Source organism: Sinorhizobium fredii USDA 205, assembly GCF_001461695.1.
Taxonomy (GTDB): Bacteria; Pseudomonadota; Alphaproteobacteria; order Rhizobiales; family Rhizobiaceae; genus Sinorhizobium; species Sinorhizobium fredii.
On the sequence record NZ_AUTC01000055.1, the window covers coordinates 32,126 to 49,465 of the forward strand.

Annotated in this window: 17 protein-coding genes; 10 read left to right on the forward strand and 7 right to left on the reverse strand. The window is 62.5% G+C overall.

What is annotated here, in order from left to right; genetic code table 11:
- Positions 1-242: 242 nt before the first annotated feature.
- Positions 243-623 (forward strand): rhodanese-like domain-containing protein, encoded by a 381-nt coding sequence (locus tag N181_RS07145; protein WP_037391100.1) that lies wholly within the window; start codon positions 243-245, stop codon positions 621-623.
- Positions 624-717: 94 nt separating this feature from the next.
- Here the strand turns inward: N181_RS07145 and groL are convergent, their stop codons facing one another.
- The 3 genes from groL to N181_RS07160 all read right to left on the reverse strand — a co-directional run bounded on the left by groL (position 718) and on the right by N181_RS07160 (position 4,073).
- The gene (gene groL, locus N181_RS07150) at positions 718-2,346 is read right to left on the reverse strand and encodes a chaperonin GroEL (protein ID WP_037391099.1); all 1,629 of its coding nucleotides are present in this window, start codon (positions 2,344-2,346) and stop codon (positions 718-720) included.
- Positions 2,347-2,468: 122 nt separating this feature from the next.
- Positions 2,469-2,687 carry a hypothetical protein gene (locus N181_RS07155; RefSeq protein ID WP_011975002.1) on the reverse strand — a complete coding sequence of 73 codons (219 nt, stop codon included), beginning with the start codon at positions 2,685-2,687 and terminating at the stop codon, positions 2,469-2,471.
- Between the two features lie 192 nt (positions 2,688-2,879).
- On the reverse strand, positions 2,880-4,073 hold the full coding sequence (locus tag N181_RS07160) for a hypothetical protein (protein ID WP_037391097.1): 1,194 nt from the start codon (positions 4,071-4,073) through the stop codon (positions 2,880-2,882).
- Positions 4,074-4,481: 408 nt separating this feature from the next.
- Here N181_RS07160 and parC point away from each other — a divergent pair, with 408 nt between their 5' ends.
- Entirely contained in the window at positions 4,482-6,758 is a 2,277-nt protein-coding gene (gene parC, locus N181_RS07165; protein WP_037391095.1) for a DNA topoisomerase IV subunit A, read from the forward strand.
- A 145-nt stretch (positions 6,759-6,903) separates the two neighbouring features.
- A complete protein-coding gene (locus N181_RS07170) occupies positions 6,904-7,227 on the forward strand; it encodes an ArsR/SmtB family transcription factor (RefSeq protein WP_014327887.1) in 324 nt (107 codons plus the stop codon).
- A gap of 49 nt (positions 7,228-7,276) precedes the next feature.
- Here the strand turns inward: N181_RS07170 and N181_RS07175 are convergent, their stop codons facing one another.
- From N181_RS07175 to hemB, 4 genes are all read right to left on the reverse strand, one after another.
- Positions 7,277-8,188, reverse strand: coding sequence for a DMT family transporter (locus tag N181_RS07175; RefSeq protein WP_037431188.1), 912 nt, complete (start codon positions 8,186-8,188; stop codon positions 7,277-7,279).
- 3 nt (positions 8,189-8,191) lie between these two features.
- Positions 8,192-8,971, reverse strand: a complete 780-nt coding sequence (locus N181_RS07180; protein ID WP_014327889.1) for an arginyltransferase — start codon at positions 8,969-8,971, stop codon at positions 8,192-8,194.
- A 161-nt stretch (positions 8,972-9,132) separates the two neighbouring features.
- Positions 9,133-9,597: an RDD family protein gene (locus N181_RS07185; protein WP_014327890.1), complete on the reverse strand. Its 465-nt coding sequence runs from the start codon at positions 9,595-9,597 to the stop codon at positions 9,133-9,135.
- 77 nt (positions 9,598-9,674) lie between these two features.
- The gene (gene hemB, locus N181_RS07190) at positions 9,675-10,688 is read right to left on the reverse strand and encodes a porphobilinogen synthase (protein ID WP_037391123.1); all 1,014 of its coding nucleotides are present in this window, start codon (positions 10,686-10,688) and stop codon (positions 9,675-9,677) included.
- Positions 10,689-10,846: 158 nt separating this feature from the next.
- Here hemB and N181_RS07195 point away from each other — a divergent pair, with 158 nt between their 5' ends.
- The 7 genes from N181_RS07195 to N181_RS07225 all read left to right on the forward strand — a co-directional run bounded on the left by N181_RS07195 (position 10,847) and on the right by N181_RS07225 (position 17,302).
- Positions 10,847-11,284 (forward strand): DUF6163 family protein, encoded by a 438-nt coding sequence (locus N181_RS07195; RefSeq protein WP_014327892.1) that lies wholly within the window; start codon positions 10,847-10,849, stop codon positions 11,282-11,284.
- Between the two features lie 130 nt (positions 11,285-11,414).
- Positions 11,415-11,927: a transcriptional regulator LdtR gene (gene ldtR, locus N181_RS07200; protein WP_012707529.1), complete on the forward strand. Its 513-nt coding sequence runs from the start codon at positions 11,415-11,417 to the stop codon at positions 11,925-11,927.
- 349 nt (positions 11,928-12,276) lie between these two features.
- Complete coding sequence (locus tag N181_RS07205) at positions 12,277-13,605, forward strand: L,D-transpeptidase family protein (RefSeq protein ID WP_037391092.1); 1,329 nt, start codon at positions 12,277-12,279, stop codon at positions 13,603-13,605.
- A gap of 185 nt (positions 13,606-13,790) precedes the next feature.
- Entirely contained in the window at positions 13,791-15,086 is a 1,296-nt protein-coding gene (glyA, locus tag N181_RS07210; RefSeq protein ID WP_037431185.1) for a serine hydroxymethyltransferase, read from the forward strand.
- Positions 15,087-15,098: 12 nt separating this feature from the next.
- Positions 15,099-15,572, forward strand: a complete 474-nt coding sequence (gene nrdR / locus N181_RS07215; protein ID WP_014327895.1) for a transcriptional regulator NrdR — start codon at positions 15,099-15,101, stop codon at positions 15,570-15,572.
- Positions 15,573-15,593: 21 nt separating this feature from the next.
- Positions 15,594-16,697, forward strand: coding sequence for a bifunctional diaminohydroxyphosphoribosylaminopyrimidine deaminase/5-amino-6-(5-phosphoribosylamino)uracil reductase RibD (ribD, locus tag N181_RS07220; RefSeq protein ID WP_037391078.1), 1,104 nt, complete (start codon positions 15,594-15,596; stop codon positions 16,695-16,697).
- A complete protein-coding gene (locus tag N181_RS07225) occupies positions 16,682-17,302 on the forward strand; it encodes a riboflavin synthase (protein WP_037391077.1) in 621 nt (206 codons plus the stop codon). Before ribD ends, N181_RS07225 begins: the two co-directional genes overlap by 16 nt.
- Positions 17,303-17,340: the final 38 nt, after the last annotated feature.

Genomic DNA, 17,340 nt, shown 5'->3' on the forward strand with positions numbered 1-17,340 from the left:
GCGCCGCGCGTCTTATGAGACGCGCAAAGGTCGCTGTAGCACTTTCATTGCTGCATGTTTTTTCCTTGAACCGGCTACGATTTAAGGAAACATGCAGTAGAAGCGACAGAAAACCCGGCGAGACCATCGCCGGGTTTTTCTTTGGTCGGGCTGCGTCATCCGACTGCTCGCCTTGACAGTGATTCTTTTGAAGCGTTCCCTTATTCCGCTGCCCCGGAGCAGCGCATCGATGGAGAGCAACGATGGCGAAGAACGTCAAGGATCTGCTGGCGGAAGCGAATAGTGCCGTCCCGAAATTGTCTCCCGCCGAAGCCGCCGAAAAGGTGCACTCAGGTGATGTGCTCATCGTGGACGTCCGTGATCCGACAGAAGTCCAGCAAACCGGCAAGCTCAAGGGGGCGTTGAACGTCTCACGAGGCATGCTGGAATTTCGAGCAGATCCGGAGAGCCAGTACCACAACCCAGCCTTTCAGAAGGACAGAACCATCCTTCTGCATTGCGCCTCCGGCGTCCGTTCCGCTCTTGCGGGCAAGACCCTCCAGGAGATGGGCTATACCTCGGTTTTCAATATTGGCGGCTTCAAGGAACTGGCCGAAGCAGGGATCGACACCGAGCCCGCATGAGCCATCAGTTCACCTCGCGAGCAGGCAAGCTCTGGACGTGGGACGTGACCGTACCCCGTCCCTGATCGCCAGCCACGCCTAAGCGTTCCGCTACTCAGAAATCCATGCCCGGGCCAGGGGGCATCGGCATCTGGCCCTCTTTCTTCGGCTTCTCGGCGATCATCGCTTCCGTCGTCACCAGTAGGCCTGCGACCGAGGCTGCGTCCTGCAGCGCCGCGCGCACGACCTTGGCCGGGTCGATGACGCCCATCGCGAAGAGATCGCCGAATTCTCCTGTCTGGGCATTCCAGCCGTAGGCGAAGTCGGTCTTCTCGCGCAGCCGCCCGACGATGATCGATCCCTCGGCGCCGGCGTTCTCGGCAATCTGGCGCACCGGCGCTTCGATGGCACGGCGGACGATTTCGACGCCGACGCGCTGGTCGGCATTACCGGTCGACAGGCCTTCGAGCACCTTGACGATACGCAGCAGAGCGACGCCGCCACCCGGCACGATGCCTTCCTCGACCGCGGCGCGCGTCGCATGCAGCGCGTCGTCGACACGGTCCTTCTTCTCCTTGACCTCCACTTCCGTCGAGCCGCCGACGCGGATCACCGCGACGCCGCCGGCGAGCTTGGCGAGCCGCTCCTGCAGCTTCTCCCGGTCGTAGTCGGAAGTCGTTTCGTCGATTTGCGCCTTGAGCTGTGCGACACGGCCGCTGATATCCTCTTTCGTGCCGCCGCCGCCGACGATGGTGGTGGCGTCTTTCTCCACCATGACGCGCTTTGCCCGTCCAAGCGCCTCCATCGTCACGTTTTCGAGCTTGATGCCCAGATCCTCCGACACGACCGTGCCGCCGGTCAGGATGGCGATATCCTCCAGCATCGCCTTGCGCCGGTCGCCGAAGCCGGGTGCCTTGACGGCGGCGATCTTCAGGCCGCCACGCAGCTTGTTGACCACGAGCGTCGCAAGGGCTTCCCCCTCGACGTCTTCGGCGATGATCAGCAGCGGCTTGCCGGCCTGGATCACCGCTTCGAGAATCGGGACCATCGCCTGCAGGTTGGAGAGCTTCTTCTCGTGGATCAGGATGTAGACATCCTCCAGATCCGCCCGCATCTTGTCCTGGTTGGTGATGAAATAGGGCGAGAGATAGCCGCGATCGAATTGCATGCCTTCGACGACTTCGAGCTCGATTTGGGCGGTCTTGGCCTCTTCGACGGTGATGACGCCCTCGTTACCGACCTTCTGCATCGCCTCGGCAAGATAGCGTCCGATCTCCGCGTCGCCATTGGCCGAGATCGTCGCCACCTGGGCGATTTCCTCGTTCTTGGAAACCTGCCGCGCTTTTCCCTTCAATTCGGTGACGAGCGCCTCGACGGCAAGATCGATGCCGCGCTTCAGGTCCATCGGGTTCATGCCGGAGGCCACGGCCTTGGCGCCTTCTTTGACGATCGCCTGGGCCAGCACCGTCGCCGTCGTCGTGCCGTCGCCGGCAATTTCACTGGTCCTCGAGGCGACCTCCCGGAGCATCTGCGCGCCCATATTCTCGAACTTGTCCTCGAGCTCGATCTCCTTGGCGACGGAGACGCCGTCCTTGGTGATCCGCGGCGCGCCGAAGGACCTGTCGATGACCACGTTCCTCCCCTTGGGGCCGAGGGTGACGCGGACAGCGTTGGCCATTATGTCGACCCCGCGCAGCATCCGGTCACGCGCATCGGCGCTGAACTTGACGTCTTTGGCAGCCATGGATCCCTCCCTCAACACGATAAATCAGGTACTCCTACCGGCAGCGGCCGGGCCTCACGAATGAACCCTTGCCGGCCGCAGGAGCGAGACGATGGCCTCGTCCTGAGGCGGAAGGTTCGCAGTCATTCCTCATCGACGTCGGGCGTCAGGATGTCGATAAGCGCGGCAACCCGGCCGGCCGGAAGATGGCGGCCCTCGCCGATCAGGGCTTCGTCGTTGTTGACCCAGGCAATCGCTTCGGCAAGTTCACTCGCGGTCGCGCCCGTCGCAAGAAGTTCGGCCATCAGGGTTTCGTCGACCGGGCCGAGAATGGCGGTGATATCCGAATGCTTCAGTCCCATTGCGTCCTCCTTCCGCTTTTCTTCGGTCGGGAATGCACAAACTGCCGGCAAACCATGTCGAGATAGATAGGCCGGCGCCGGCGAGCATCAAGCGCCACATCGCAACATCGATCGCAGCAACAAAAAAAGCCTGGCGGAGTTCGCCAGGCTTGGACACGAAGGCCGCTCCGAGTCGCGGCGTTTCATGGTGCGTCAGTCGTTCGCCGTCACCTTGACGCCGAGAACCGATGGGATGGTGTTCGGCGCGCCCATGGCGGCACCCATGATCATCGGGAACGGCACGGGCTTTTCCGGTTCGGCGCTGATCGTCAGGCTCTTCGGCGCGTCGAGATAGGCGTTGACCGCGGCTGACACCTGGTTCTGCAGTTCCGGCAGGTTCAACTGCGCCATCATGATCGGCACGAGACCCTTCAGCGACTGTGCCATCTGCTCGCCGGTGACGCCCTGCTGGCTGCCGGCATAGTCGAGCGCCTTCTTGGTGATCGAGGCGTCGTCGAAACGGATCGAGGCGCTGTTGAACGTCAGTTGCTGCATGAGGCCGAGCATGGCGAGGCCCATTGCCTGGTTGGCCTCTTCCTTGTTCGGATTGGCTTGCGCGGCCTTGTTCGCCTCCTGCAACGCCTTCAGGAACTGGAGCGTGTAGCCGGAAAAATCCATGGCGATGTTCAACCGGCCGACGTTCCTGAAGTCGAAGGCGTATTCCTCAACGGCGAGATTGCCGCTCTCGAGTTCCCAGCTTCCCTTCATCGTCATCTGGCCGTCGAGCTGCTTCACGTCGAGCTTCTCGATCGCATCCTTCGCCTTGGCGTCCTCCACATCCGAGAGGTCCGCGTACAGTCCGGCCAATGTCGCATCGAAGTCGAAGCCGGCGTCATTTTCCTGCCGGTTCAGATTGCTGTCGATGCTGGCGATCTTGAAGACGTCCTTGCCCTTGACCTTGACCTCGATCGGACCGGTGCCGAAGCTCTCGTAGAGCAGAACGTCGTCGATCGTGCCGCCCGAGGCATTGCCCGGAATGGAAAGGCCGCCGATCGCGATATCCTTTATGGAGACGCTGTCCTCTTTCTCGCTGACATTCACATCCGCGAAGGAGACCGTTTCGGCAGTGTAGCCGCCGTCATCGCTTTCCTCGACGCCTTCGAACGTCACGTCGCCTATGTTGATCGACTCGCCGGGCTGTCCTGTCACTTGCAGCTTCACGCCGCTTGCCGTCACCACGTCGCCGTCCGCCTCCGCCTTGTCGAAGGCGAGCGAGGTGCCGTTCACCTCGAGTGCGGCACTCAGTTTCTTTATCATGTCCGCGCCGTCCAGGGCGAGGGCCGGGCCGGCAAGCGTGAGGAAGGCGGCGCTGGCCATCATCAGGCGGATCTTGCGCGTATTCATCATTGCGGTGTTCCTTGTAAAAACGTTCGTTTGTGGGGCTGTTTGCGAGGCTGCGGGTGGTTTTGGCGGTCGTCTCGAAAAGCGTCAACCATGAGGATGCGCAGACGACCTGCGGCGGGGAGGCGACCACTGCAATGCAATACGGCCGTTCGCGTCCAACATCGTTCCTTGCATAAATTCCACCCCTCAACCTGGCCAAATCGGCAGACGTGACCCTAATACGAAACAGGGCAGATTTATATCGCCGAGTCGAATGACGGATGTTCCCTGCGGATCATGCTTTCCGGATAATTACCCGGAAGGATTTCATCCCTGCAACCCGGGGTATAGGCAAGTGGCCGAAGCGCGTTCTCCACAGTGCTATCGCCTCGGATTCTTGCCGCGGCGAGCCGGTTGCGGTAGCAAGGAGGCATGGGACAAAGCCTTTTGCCGCCGTCAGGCGGGGACGACAACATTCAGCCGGTTGACCTCAAGGCGGCGCTGGAAGAGCGCTATCTCGCCTATGCGCTGTCGACCATCATGCATCGCGCGCTTCCGGATGTCCGCGACGGATTGAAACCGGTCCATCGCCGCATCATCCATGCGATGAGCGAGATGGGCTTGAGGCCCAATTCCTCGTTCAAGAAATGCGCCCGCATCGTCGGCGATGTCATCGGTAAGTTCCATCCGCATGGCGACCAGTCGGTCTATGATGCGCTGGTCAGGCTCGCGCAGGATTTTTCACAGCGCTACCCGGTCGTCGACGGGCAGGGCAACTTCGGCAATATCGACGGCGACAACGCCGCCGCCTACCGCTACACCGAAGCAAAGATGACCGAGGTCGCGGCCCTTCTTCTGGAGGGCATCGACCAGGATGCCGTCGATTTCCGCCCGACCTACAACGAGGAGGATCAGGAGCCGGTCGTCCTTCCCGGCGCCTTCCCGAACCTACTGGCCAACGGCGCCTCGGGCATCGCGGTCGGCATGGCGACGTCCATCCCGCCGCATAATGCCCATGAGCTTTGCGACGCGGCGCTCCATCTCATCCGTCATCCGAACGCGCCGCTGGAGGATCTGCTGTTCGATCCGGCCAATCCGCAGCGCGGCGGCATCGAGGGTCCGGATTTCCCGACCGGCGGCATCATCGTCGAGAGCCGCGCCAGCATGCTCGAATCTTACCGCACCGGCCGCGGCGGCTTCCGGGTCCGGGCCCGCTGGAGTGTCGAGGACCTGGGGCGCGGCGGCTATCAGATCGTCGTTACGGAAATTCCCTACCAGGTCCAGAAGTCGCGGCTGATCGAAAAGATCGCCGAGCTGCTCATTGCGCGCAAACTGCCGCTGCTCGAGGACATTCGCGATGAATCGGCTGAGGACGTCCGTGTCGTGCTGGTGCCGAAGAGCCGCTCGGTCGATGCCAATATCCTGATGGAATCGCTGTTCAAGCTGACCGAGCTCGAAAGCCGCATTCCGCTCAACATGAACGTGCTGTCGATGGGCCGCGTGCCGCGTGTCATGGCGCTCAACGAGGTGTTGAGCGAATGGCTGGCGCATCGCCGCGAGGTCCTGCAGCGACGTTCCCGCCACCGGCTTGCCGCCATCGACCGGCGGCTCGAGATCCTCGGCGGCTATCTGATCGCCTATCTCAACATCGACGAGGTCATCCGCATCATCCGTGAGGAGGATGAGCCGAAGGCGGTGATGATCGAGCGCTTCGCGCTCACCGATGTCCAGGCCGAAGCGATCCTCAACATGCGGCTTCGCTCACTGCGCAAGCTCGAGGAGTTCGAGATCCGCACCGAGTTCGACGCGCTGTCGAAGGAGAAAGCGGAAATCGAAGCGCTGCTCGCTTCCGACGACAAGCAGTGGCAGGCGGTCGCCTGGGAAATCGGCGAGGTCAAGAAGAAATTTGCCAAGGCGACCGAGCTCGGCAAGCGCCGCAGCACCTTCGCCAATGCGCCCGACGCCGATATCGAGGCGATCCAGCAGGCGATGATCGAGAAGGAGCCGATCACCGTCGTCATCTCGGAGAAGGGCTGGATCCGGGCGCTCAAGGGGCACATCTCCGACACGTCCGCGCTGCAGTTCAAGGACGGCGATGCGCTGAAGGTGGCGTTCCCGGCGCAGACGACGGACAAGATCCTCGTCTTCACCACCGGCGGCAAGGTCTATACTCTCGGCGGCGACAAACTGCCGGGCGGCCGGGGCCATGGCGAGCCGTTGCGAATCATCGTCGATATGGAAAACGATCAGGATGTGCTGACGGCGCTCGTGCATGATCCAGCGCGCAAGCTGATCGTCTCGTCGGCCGCCGGCAACGGCTTCCTCGTCACGGAAAGCGACATTGTCGCCAATACCCGCAAGGGCAAGCAGGTGATGAACGTCGTGATGCCGGACGAGGCGAAGCTTGTCGTGCCGATCAAAGGGGATCACGTTGCCGTCGTCGGCGACAATCGCAAGATGCTGGTCTTCCCGCTGGCGCAGATACCGGAAATGGCGCGCGGCAAGGGCGTGCGCCTGCAGCGCTACAAGGACGGCGGTATTTCCGACATCCGCTGCTTCAACATGGCCGACGGCCTCACCTGGGAGGATAGTGCCGGCCGTGTCTTCACGAAGACGAAAGACGAGTTGGTCGAGTGGCTGGGCGACCGCGCCGGCGCCGGTCGCCTTGTGCCCAAGGGCTTTCCGCGAAGCGGCAGGTTCAGCGGCTGATTGCCGGACCTTCGGCTCCCCTGGTCGCTGGTTCGGATCTGTTTATCCACAGCTTCCGCGTCTCATTCGCCGACGGCCGCAACTCTTCGATGTTTCCTTAAATCGGCCGCGATTTGCCGAATGATGCGCCGGAGAGAGGAACGCGATGATCTCGGCTCTTGACGATACATTGTTGGCGCTCGCCGATCCCACGCGCCGCCGCATATTCGAAGTCCTGTTTGCTGGTGAAACCGCCATTGCGGACGTCGCCACTGCGGTCGGCGCCGAACAGGACGAGTTGTCAAATCACATGGTGATACTGGAGGAGGCGGGGCTGATTACCCGCCGGCACAAGGACGATCGCGAAGTGGTCGCCGCCGATCCGGGCCCATTGGAGGTCGCGGCGGAATGGATCAACACCAATCGGGAGCTCTGGGCGATGCGATCGCAGATCGAGGAAACGGGGCCCGCTCCGGCCCCCCCGCAGTGACTCCTGCAGCGCCGCGCGTCTGATCAGACGCGCACGGGTCGCTGCAGCATCAGCCGGTAAATGGCAATTCTGCACAGGGAAGCCGCGCCTTCGCCGCCTTGCTGCGCATCTGCCAGAGCGAATGGCCGAGCAAAGCGAGAATGAGGATTGTGCCGCCAATGACCGTTTGGAGAGTGGGCATCTCGGAAAAGACGACCCACACCCAGATCGGCGCCAGGATCGTCTCGAGCAGGTAAAACATCCCCACTTCCGGCGCCGAGAGATACCGCGGTCCCGTCGCCAGACAAAAGAAGGCGACAGGGATCATCACCAGCCCGTTGAAGAGAATGTAGCCCGGTTCGGCAATGGCGATTCCGCTCGCTGGCAGGAGCATGAGCGCCGCGAGCGCCGGGAAGATCGCCGTCGTCAGCGGCACCAGCGCCATGTCCCGTCCGTCGGCGCGGCTGATCGTGATGGCGCTCGCCAGCAGGAAGGCGGAGCAGGCGGCCATGGCGTCGCCGAACAGGTGCCCGCTTTCAAGCCCGTCCTGGACGATCACCCCGACGCCGAGAAGCATGATCGCCATCGTCAGCAGCGTCGCGTTGGAGGGCCGCTCCTTCAGGAAGATCCAGGAAAGGATCGCTGCGAACATCGAGGTGAAGGCGAGGATGAAGACGACGTTTGCCGTCGACGTGTTGAATACCGCGAGCAGGAAGGTGAAGGAATTGATGCCGTAAAAAAGGCCGGCGATTAGCCCGGCCTTGCCGGGGATCAGCGCGATGCGGCGGCGGAGCACGCGATTGATGAAGAACCAGGCGGCAATCGCCACCGCAAAGGTCGACAGGCTGCGCACGGCGAGGATAGACCACACTTCACCGTCTGCCGAACGGATCAGCGGGATGTCGAAGGAAAGCGCAAGGCCGCCGAGGCCCGTGATGGCAAGGCCGCGCCGGTGCCGGGCGGCGTCAGAGGAGGGGGTCAATCGTCAATCCGTGGCGGTTTCGGGGGAGTCTTCCCCTCCAGCATAACGCTCCCAACCGCGGGCCATAAGGTGCTCCTGCGGTAAAAACTTTGTTTTATACCCCATCTTGCGGGATCCCTTGACCCAGTAGCCGAGATAGACGTGCGGCAGGCCGCGTTCCTTTGCCCGGCGGATATGATCGAGGATCATGAAGGTGCCGAGGGAGCGGTTTGCGAGGCCTGGATCGAAGAAGGAATAAACCATCGACAGCCCGTCGCCCATCCGGTCGGTGAGCGCTGTTGCGATCAGAGGACCTCTGGCCTTCTCGCTGATGCCATCGCCTTCGGCCCGCAAGCGGTACTCGATGATCTTCGTGTGCACATGGGTATCCTCGACCATCATGGCGTAGTCGAGCACCGACATGTCCGACATGCCTCCCCTCTGGTGCCGGCAATCCAGATAGCGGCGGAAGAGGTTGTACTGCTCGCTCGATGGTTCTGCCGGGTATTCGGTGGCGACCACGTCCTGGTTGGCCGCCAGAACACGACGCATCGAGCGGGTGGGCAGGAACTCGTTGGCCAGTATTCGCACCGAAATGCAGGCGCGGCAGGTCTCGCATGCCGGGCGATAGGCGATGTTCTGCGAACGGCGGAAGCCGCCCTGCGTCAGAAGATCATTCAGTTCGGGCGCGCGCTCGCCCACCATGTGCGTGAAGACTTTCCGTTCCATCTCGTTCGGCAGGTAGGGACAGGCTGCCGGAGCGGTCAGATAGAATTGCGGAGACGATGTGGTCTGCGTGTTCATCGAGCGCGGGGGTCACTCTTCGCGAGGTTACTCTGCAATAGGATGGCCGAAGAATGAAAAACGTCAACACACTCGTTCGGGGCGAGCGAGCAAAGTGCCGGCAAATTTTTCCTGGGGCCGTCGCTTCCGGCTCTGGCCGGCTTTTCCGGGCCGTAAAACGGTCAATACATGTCGCGTCGGACGGCGACAGTGCCGATCAGAAGATCGTGCAGCAACCTGCCGCGGTCCGTGAACAGCCCGATCAGCAGGATCAGCGGCGTCAACAGCGCATTGGCGATCCAGAAGATCGCCAGATGGACGATCGCGGTCAGGAAATCCATCGGCCGCCCATCGGTTCGAGCGATCGCTACGCCCATGATCCTCATTCCGAGCGACGCCTGCTCGCGGCCCCCGACCGTCAGGCCGAAATAGAGCATCGCCACGAGCGCGAAGAGCACCGGATAGAGGAAGAAGCCGAGGCCGAGCGTCAGGATGCCCAGGAAGAAGACCACCACTGCAGCCGGGATCCACAGCAGCGCGACGATCAGATAGTCGATAATGAAGGCGAACACGCGGCGCGACAGGACACCCTGGTAAGCGCGCCAGTCCTGGCTCGGAAGTCGGAGTTCCTGGTTTTGCATGCTCATGTCAGCCTCGCATCGTTTCGATCACATATGGGGACCGAATTCGACAAAACAATGCGTCTGGCGTGCGAACCGGCCGCTCACCGCTTTGCCAGGATCCTCGCCACCTCGACGGCGAAATAGCTGAGGATGCCGTCGCAGCCGGCGCGCTTGAAGGCAAGCAGCGTCTCGAGCATGACGCGCTCGCCGTCGATCCAGCCGTTGGCGGCTGCCGCCTTGATCTGCGTGTATTCGCCCGAGACCTGATAGGCGAAGACCGGCAGGCCGAAGGCTTCCTTCATCCGCCAGCAGATGTCGAGATAGGGCAGGCCCGGTTTCACCATCAGCATGTCGGCGCCTTCCTCGACGTCGAGCGCGGCGTCGCGGATCGCCTCGGTGCCGTTGGCCGGATCGATGTAGTAGGTCTTCTTGTCGCCTTTCAGCAGGCCGCCGGTGCCGATCGCCTCGCGATAGGGGCCGTAGAAGGCGGAGGCGAACTTCGTCGCATAGGACATGATGCCGACATTCTGGTGGCCGGCCGCATCGAGCGCCTCGCGGATAGCGCCGATCCGCCCGTCCATCATTTCGGAAGGAGCAATGATGTCGGAGCCGGCATCCGCCTGGATGACGGCGGCGCGGGCGACCGCTTCCACCGTCTCGTCGTTGACGATCTCGCCGGCCCGCAGGATGCCGTCATGGCCGTGGCTGGTAAACGGATCGAGCGCGACGTCGGTAATGACGCCGATATTCGGCACGGCCTTCCTGATCGCCCGCGTCGCCTCGTTGATGAGATTGTCGGCGGCAAGGCTGTTCGAGCCGGTCTCGTCGCGGAGCGCCATCTCGATATTCGGGAAGGTGGCGACGGCGGGAATGCCGAGGTCGGCCGCCTCCCTGACCGCCTCGACGGCCTTGTCGATGCTCATGCGGCTGACGCCGGGCATCGCTTCGATCGGCTGAACGATGCCGCTGCCCGGCACGATGAAGATCGGCCAGATCAGGTCGTCGACGGTGAGCCGGTTCTCCTGTACCAGGCGGCGTGTCCAGTCCGCCTTGCGGTTGCGGCGCATCCGACGGTGTCCGGTGATCCTGTCCACAAGATTTGTCCTGTCGTTCATCGCGCCCATGTCCTTCTTCTTTCATCTGCGTCGGTCGAAGGCGGTTTATCACGCGCCTCGGCAGATTGAAAACCGCATCGCGGCGGGTGAGGGGCTGCGGCATTTCCACCCGCGCTTAGCGCTGGTGGATTGCCGGCACTCGGCCTATCTTGCCGGCCATGCTTCACGATTCTGCTCATGTCCCGAAGCCGTCGCTCACCGAAATGCTGTTCGGCTGGTTCCTGCGCCTGGTCTCGGCTTCCTGCTTCTGGTTCGCGCTGAACTACTGGGCGATGCTGATCGGCTTCTCTCACGGCGGTGCCGGTCGATTCGATTTGCTGGCGCCGGAGTGGCGTGCCGCGGCGACCGCGCTTGCCGTCCTCTATCCGGTCGCCGCCATCGGGCTCTGGTTGCTGGTCTCCTGGGGGCCGGTGATCTGGGTGCTTGCGGCCGCCATCGAGATGGTCATGTACGAGTTCTATCCTGGCATGCTCGAGGCTCGTCCGCTGCTCCTCGTGCTGCATGGGACGGTCGCCGTCACCTTTGTTCTCTTCCGTGCGGCGATACTCTGGCAGCGCCTGCGCCAGGCGCGGCAGGTAAGGGTTGATTCACCCTGAGACAGGCTCTGCGAATGGTAAGTACATGTTAAGGCTGCGGTTTAAGTAGAATTTTATACGTATTCGATAGGGTCTCACTCAAGGCGGGAAGACAAAGAAACACCGCCAAACGAAACAGTGAGGCACGAAAATGAACACCAAGATGAAGCCGCAGGTAGCAGCACCCCGGGACCCGCAGGAAGAAACGATCCGTGGTCTCTATATGGAATCCCTTCACCTCGTCGAGCGTCTGCATCGCCGTCTGCTCGACGTCATCAAGGACGAGTTCGACCGGCAGGGTCGCAGCGACGTCAATGCCGTCCAGGCGCTGCTGCTGTTCAACATCGGTAATTCGGAGCTGACGGCCGGCGAGCTTCGCTCCCGCGGCTACTACCTCGGTTCCAACGTCTCCTACAACGTCAAGAAGCTCGTCGATCTTGGCCTCATCAACCATCAGCGCTCCCGCATCGACCGGCGTTCGGTCCGCATCAGCCTGACGGAAGAGGGCCAGGAGATCGCCGAGACCGTTGCCAAGCTCTATGAGCGCCATATCGGCTCGATCCACAAGGTCGGCGGCATCGGTTCGGACGAGTTCACCCAGATGAACAAGCTCCTGCAGCGCCTCGACCGCTTCTGGAACGACAGCATCATGTATCGCCTGTAATCACGGCCATACGCACCTCCAGCTTCAAGGGTCGGACGCAATCCCTGCGTGTCCGACCTTTGCTGGCATTTCCCGAGCGAGTTGTTGTCGAAGCTCCGCCGCGCCATGCCTCGGGAGAGGTCGAGACACGAATTGGCCATATTGCTATGACAGCGACGCTTTCATGCGGCAGGTGCGCAATTGCGTTTTTTCGCGGCGATTCGTTTTCGCCCCGACCTGCCGGGATGGCTCTCGCTCGCACGACCGTGAAAGCAATTTGAGGGCCGGGTGGGCACGCGGGTTTACCTTTGTTAACCATGTGCGTGCTAGGGCTCGGGCAGCGCGCTTTTTGCGCATTGGGTGGTAGGACATGTCGAAAAAGAACGGAATTGATGCTTTCTCGCGCCGCGTGTTTCTGCGTTCGGCCGCATCGCTCGGTACCGCCGCGTGGGCTGGCGCCGCCAGTGCCCAGGACGCACTGGGCGAGCTCATCAATTCGCCGCGCCGCGGCTCCTGGGATGACCAGTTCGACGCCAAGGCCTCGCGCACCGCGACGGCAGTCCTCTCCAATACGCCGGTTTTCGGTCCTCAGACGATCGGCCATGTGCAGCAGGCCATCTTCGATTACCAGCAGATCGTCGCCGGCGGCGGCTGGCCCCAGGTTCCGCAGACCGGCGTAAGGCTCGAGCTCGGCGTCACCGATCCCTCGGTACAGCAGCTGCGTCAGCGCCTGATGGTCTCGGGCGACCTGCCGCGGTCGGCCGGTATTTCCTCTTCCTTCGACTCCTATGTCGACGGCGCGGTCAAGCGCTTCCAGGCGCGCCACGGCTTGCCGGCCGATGGCGTGATCGGCGAATATTCCTTCAAGGCGATGAACGTCGACGCCGCGACGCGTTTGGCCCAGCTCGAGACCAACCTTGTGCGGCTCCAGTCGATGTCGGGCGATCTCGGCCGCCGCTATGTCATGGTCAACATCCCCGCCGCCTATATCGAGGCGGTCGAGAATGGTCGCGTTGTGCTGCGCCATACCGCGATCGTCGGCAAGATCGACCGTCAATCGCCGATCCTCAATTCGAAAATCTACGAGGTCATCCTCAACCCCTACTGGACCGCGCCGCGCTCGATCGTCCAGAAGGACATCTTGCCGTTGATGCGCAAGGACCCGACCTATCTCGAGCGCAACGCCATCCGCCTCTTCGACGGAAGCGGCAACGAAGTGTCGCCCGAAACCGTCGACTGGAACGCCGAGAAGGCGCCCAACCTGATGTTCCGTCAGGATCCTGGCAAGATCAACGCAATGTCCTCGACGAAGATCAACTTCCACAATGAACATGCGGTCTACATGCACGACACGCCGCAGCAGGGCCTGTTCAACAAGCTGATGCGTTTCGAATCGTCTGGCTGCGTGCGCGTGCAGAACGTCCGCGACCTTTCCACCTGGCTGCTCAAGGAAACGCCCGGCTGGTCGCGCCAGCAGATCGAGGCGACCATTAAAACGGGCGTCAATACGCCGATCAAGCTTGCCGAAGAAGTGCCGGTCTACTTCACCTACATCACCGCCTGGTCGGCCAAGGACCGCGTCGTCCAGTTCCGCGACGATATCTATCAGCGCGACGGCGCAGCGGAGCTGGCCCTCCAGACGACGACCGGAGTCGAGCAATCGCCCGGACCAATCGACGCCGACGCTTTGCCGCAATAAGCAAAGTGCAGCATTCCTAGATTCGTAGCCGCGCATTCCCCGGGATGCGCGGCTTTTTCATGACTGGCCGGCCGCGACTTTGGGCGCGGCGGACGGTGGAAATGGCGCAAACCGCACAGCGGATATTGCTCTCGGCGTGCGAGGAAGATAAAGGAACAGCCACCCTTGAGAGGAGCCTCGCCCCGATGCTTGCACAGACCACTGACGCCTTCTTCACCCGCTCGCTCGCCGATAGCGATCCGGAAATCTTCGGTGCGATCGAGAAGGAGCTGGGTCGCCAGCGCCACGAGATCGAGCTGATCGCCTCCGAGAACATCGTGTCCCGCGCCGTGCTCGAGGCCCAGGGCTCGATCATGACCAACAAATATGCCGAGGGCTACCCGGGCAAGCGCTATTACGGCGGCTGCCAATATGTGGATATCGCCGAGGAACTGGCGATCGATCGGGCCAAGAAGCTCTTCGGCGTCAACTTCGCCAACGTGCAGCCGAACTCCGGTTCGCAGATGAACCAGGCGGTGTTCCTGGCGCTCCTGCAGCCCGGCGACACCTTCATGGGCCTCGACCTCAATTCCGGCGGTCACCTGACCCACGGCTCCCCGGTGAACATGTCGGGCAAGTGGTTCAACGTCGTTTCCTACGGCGTGCGCGAAGACGATCACCTGCTCGACATGGACGATGTCGCCGAGAAGGCCCGCAAGCACAAGCCGAAGCTGATCATCGCCGGCGGCACCGCCTATTCGCGCATCTGGGACTGGAAGCGTTTCCGTGAGATCGCCGATGAAGTCGGCGCCTGGCTGATGGTCGACATGGCCCACATTGCCGGTCTCGTCGCTGGTGGGCAGCATCCGTCGCCGTTCCCGCATTGCCATGTCGCGACGACCACCACGCACAAGTCGTTGCGCGGCCCGCGCGGCGGCATGATCCTCACCAATGACGAGGACATCGCCAAGAAGATCAATTCGGCCGTCTTTCCGGGCCTCCAGGGCGGCCCGCTGATGCATGTGATCGCTGCCAAGGCCGTTGCATTCGGCGAGGCGCTGCAGCCCTCCTTCAAGGACTATGCGGCCCAGATCGTCAAGAATGCCCGCACCCTTGCCGAGACGCTGAAGGCAAACGGCCTCGACATCGTGTCCGGCGGCACCGACAACCACCTGATGCTGGTCGACCTGCGCAAGAAGAACGCCACCGGCAAGCGCGCCGAGGCGGCGCTTGGTCGCGGCTACATCACCTGCAACAAGAACGGCATCCCGTTCGATCCGGAAAAGCCCTTCGTCACCTCGGGCGTTCGCCTCGGCACGCCGGCCGGCACGACGCGCGGCTTCAAGGAGGCGGAATTCAAGGAAATCGGCGAGTTGATCGTCGAGGTGCTTGACGGTCTCAAGGCCGCCAACTCCGACGAGGGCAATGCGGCCGTCGAAGCTGCCGTTCGCGAAAAGGTCGTGAAGCTCACTGACCGATTCCCGATGTACGGCTACATGTGATCGGACGATTGCATGCGCTGCCCCTATTGCAGTTCCGAAGACAGCCAGGTGAAGGATTCCCGTCCGGCCGAGGACGGGAACGCCATTCGCCGTCGCCGCATCTGCCCGGATTGCGGTGGCCGGTTCACGACCTTCGAGCGGGTGCAGCTGCGTGAGCTGATGATCATCAAGAAGACCGGTCGGAAGGTGCCTTTCGACCGGGACAAGCTCTTGCGCTCCTTCGAGATCGCCCTGCGCAAGCGCCCCGTCGATCGCGACCGTATCGAGCGGGCGGTGTCCGGCATCGTCCGCCGGCTGGAAAGCTCCGGCGAGACCGAAATCCCCTCGGAGGAAATCGGCCTTCAGGTGCTCGAGGCCTTGAAAAGCCTCGATGACGTCGGTTTCGTGCGATACGCCTCCGTCTATCGGGATTTCTCCCACGCCGAGGATTTCGAGAAGGTCATCGCGGAGATCAGCGCCAAGATCGCGCGCGATCCCAGCGAATAGCTGTAGCGAGCGGAGGAGCGCATGGGCGGGCCGACGCGTGAGGACGAGAGGTTCATGGCGGCGGCGCTGCGCCTCGCGCGCCGCAATCTTGGTCTGACATCCACAAATCCTTCGGTCGCCTGCCTTATCGTCAAGGACGGAACAATCGTCGGGCGGGCCGTGACGGCGCCGGGCGGGCGCCCGCATGCCGAGACGCAGGCGCTCGCCGATGCCGGTGAGAAGGCGAGGGGGGCGACGGCCTATGTCACGCTCGAACCCTGTTCGCATCACGGCAGGACGCCGCCCTGCGCCGATGCGTTGGTCGCCTCGGGGGTTGCCCGGGTCGTCGTCTGCCTTCTCGACCCCGATGAGCGTGTCGCCGGCCGTGGAGTGGTGATGCTGCGCGACGCCGGCATCGATGTCGATCTTGGCGTTCTCCGCGATGAAGGCGAGCGTGTGCTCGAAGCCTATCTCATGCGCCAGCGGATGAAACGGCCGCATGTCACCCTCAAGCTTGCCGTTTCGGCGGACGGCATGATCGGGCGAAAGGGCGAGGGGCAGGTCAGGATCACCGGTGCGGTCGCGCGCGCCCAGGTCCAAGTGCTGCGCGCCGAGACCGACGCCATCCTCGTCGGGGTTGGCACGGCAAGCGCCGACGATCCGGAACTCACCGTTCGGTTACCTGGGCTTGAAGCGCGTTCTCCGATCCGCATTGTCCTTGATCGTCGTCTCGATCTGGCGGTCGGGTCGAAGCTCGTTCGTTCGGCCCGTGCGGTTCCATTGATCGCCGTTGCCGATTCGGTGCTCGATGCGCCCGCAATGACGAGGCGCAGCAGGCTGGAAGAAGCGGGTGTAGAGGTGTTGAACGCCGACACGATATCCGACCTTTTGACCGCACTTGCGTCGCGCGGCATTTCATCGCTTCTGGTCGAAGGCGGGGCGCGGGCCGCGCGCCAGTTTCTCGATGCGGGTCTCGTCGATCGAATTCTGCTCTATACGGGACCGGCGACCCTTGGCGAAGACGGCATCCGATCCCCATTTGATCGGACGACCGTACCGGCAGGATTCTCGCTCAAGCGCACAGCCCATTACGGCGACGATATATTCGACGACTACGAGAGAGATAGCGGATGTTCACAGGCATAATCACCGATATCGGTACCGTGGAGAAGGTCACGGCGCTGAGAGAAGGCGTCAAGCTGCGCGTCGCCACCAGCTATGATCCGCAGACGATCGACATGGGCGCCTCGATCGCCCATGCCGGCGTGTGCCTGACCGTAACGGCCCTGCCGGAGGCCGGCAGCAATGAGCGCTGGTTCGAAGTCGAGGCCTGGGAAGAGGCCTTGAGGCTGACCACTATTTCCGGCTGGCAAGAGGGGACCCGCATCAATCTCGAGCGCTCGCTGAAGATCGGCGACGAGCTCGGCGGCCACATCGTCTCCGGCCATGTGGACGGCCAGGCGGAAATCCTTGCCGTCGAGCCGGAAGGCGACGCCGTGCGCTTTCGGCTCAGGGCGCCGGAACATCTCGCCCGATTTGTCGCGCCGAAAGGTTCCGTGGCGCTCGACGGCACATCTCTGACGGTCAATCGGGTCGATGGCGCCGAGTTCGACGTGCTGTTGATCCGCCACTCGCTCGAGGTCACGACCTGGGGTGACCGCCGGGCCGGCGACTTTGTCAATTTCGAGGTCGACACCATGGCCCGCTATGCGGCAAGGCTTGCCGAGTTCCCCGCGCCGAAGGCGGAATGAAAACATTACTGCAGCGACCTTTGGGCGTCTAAAAAGAC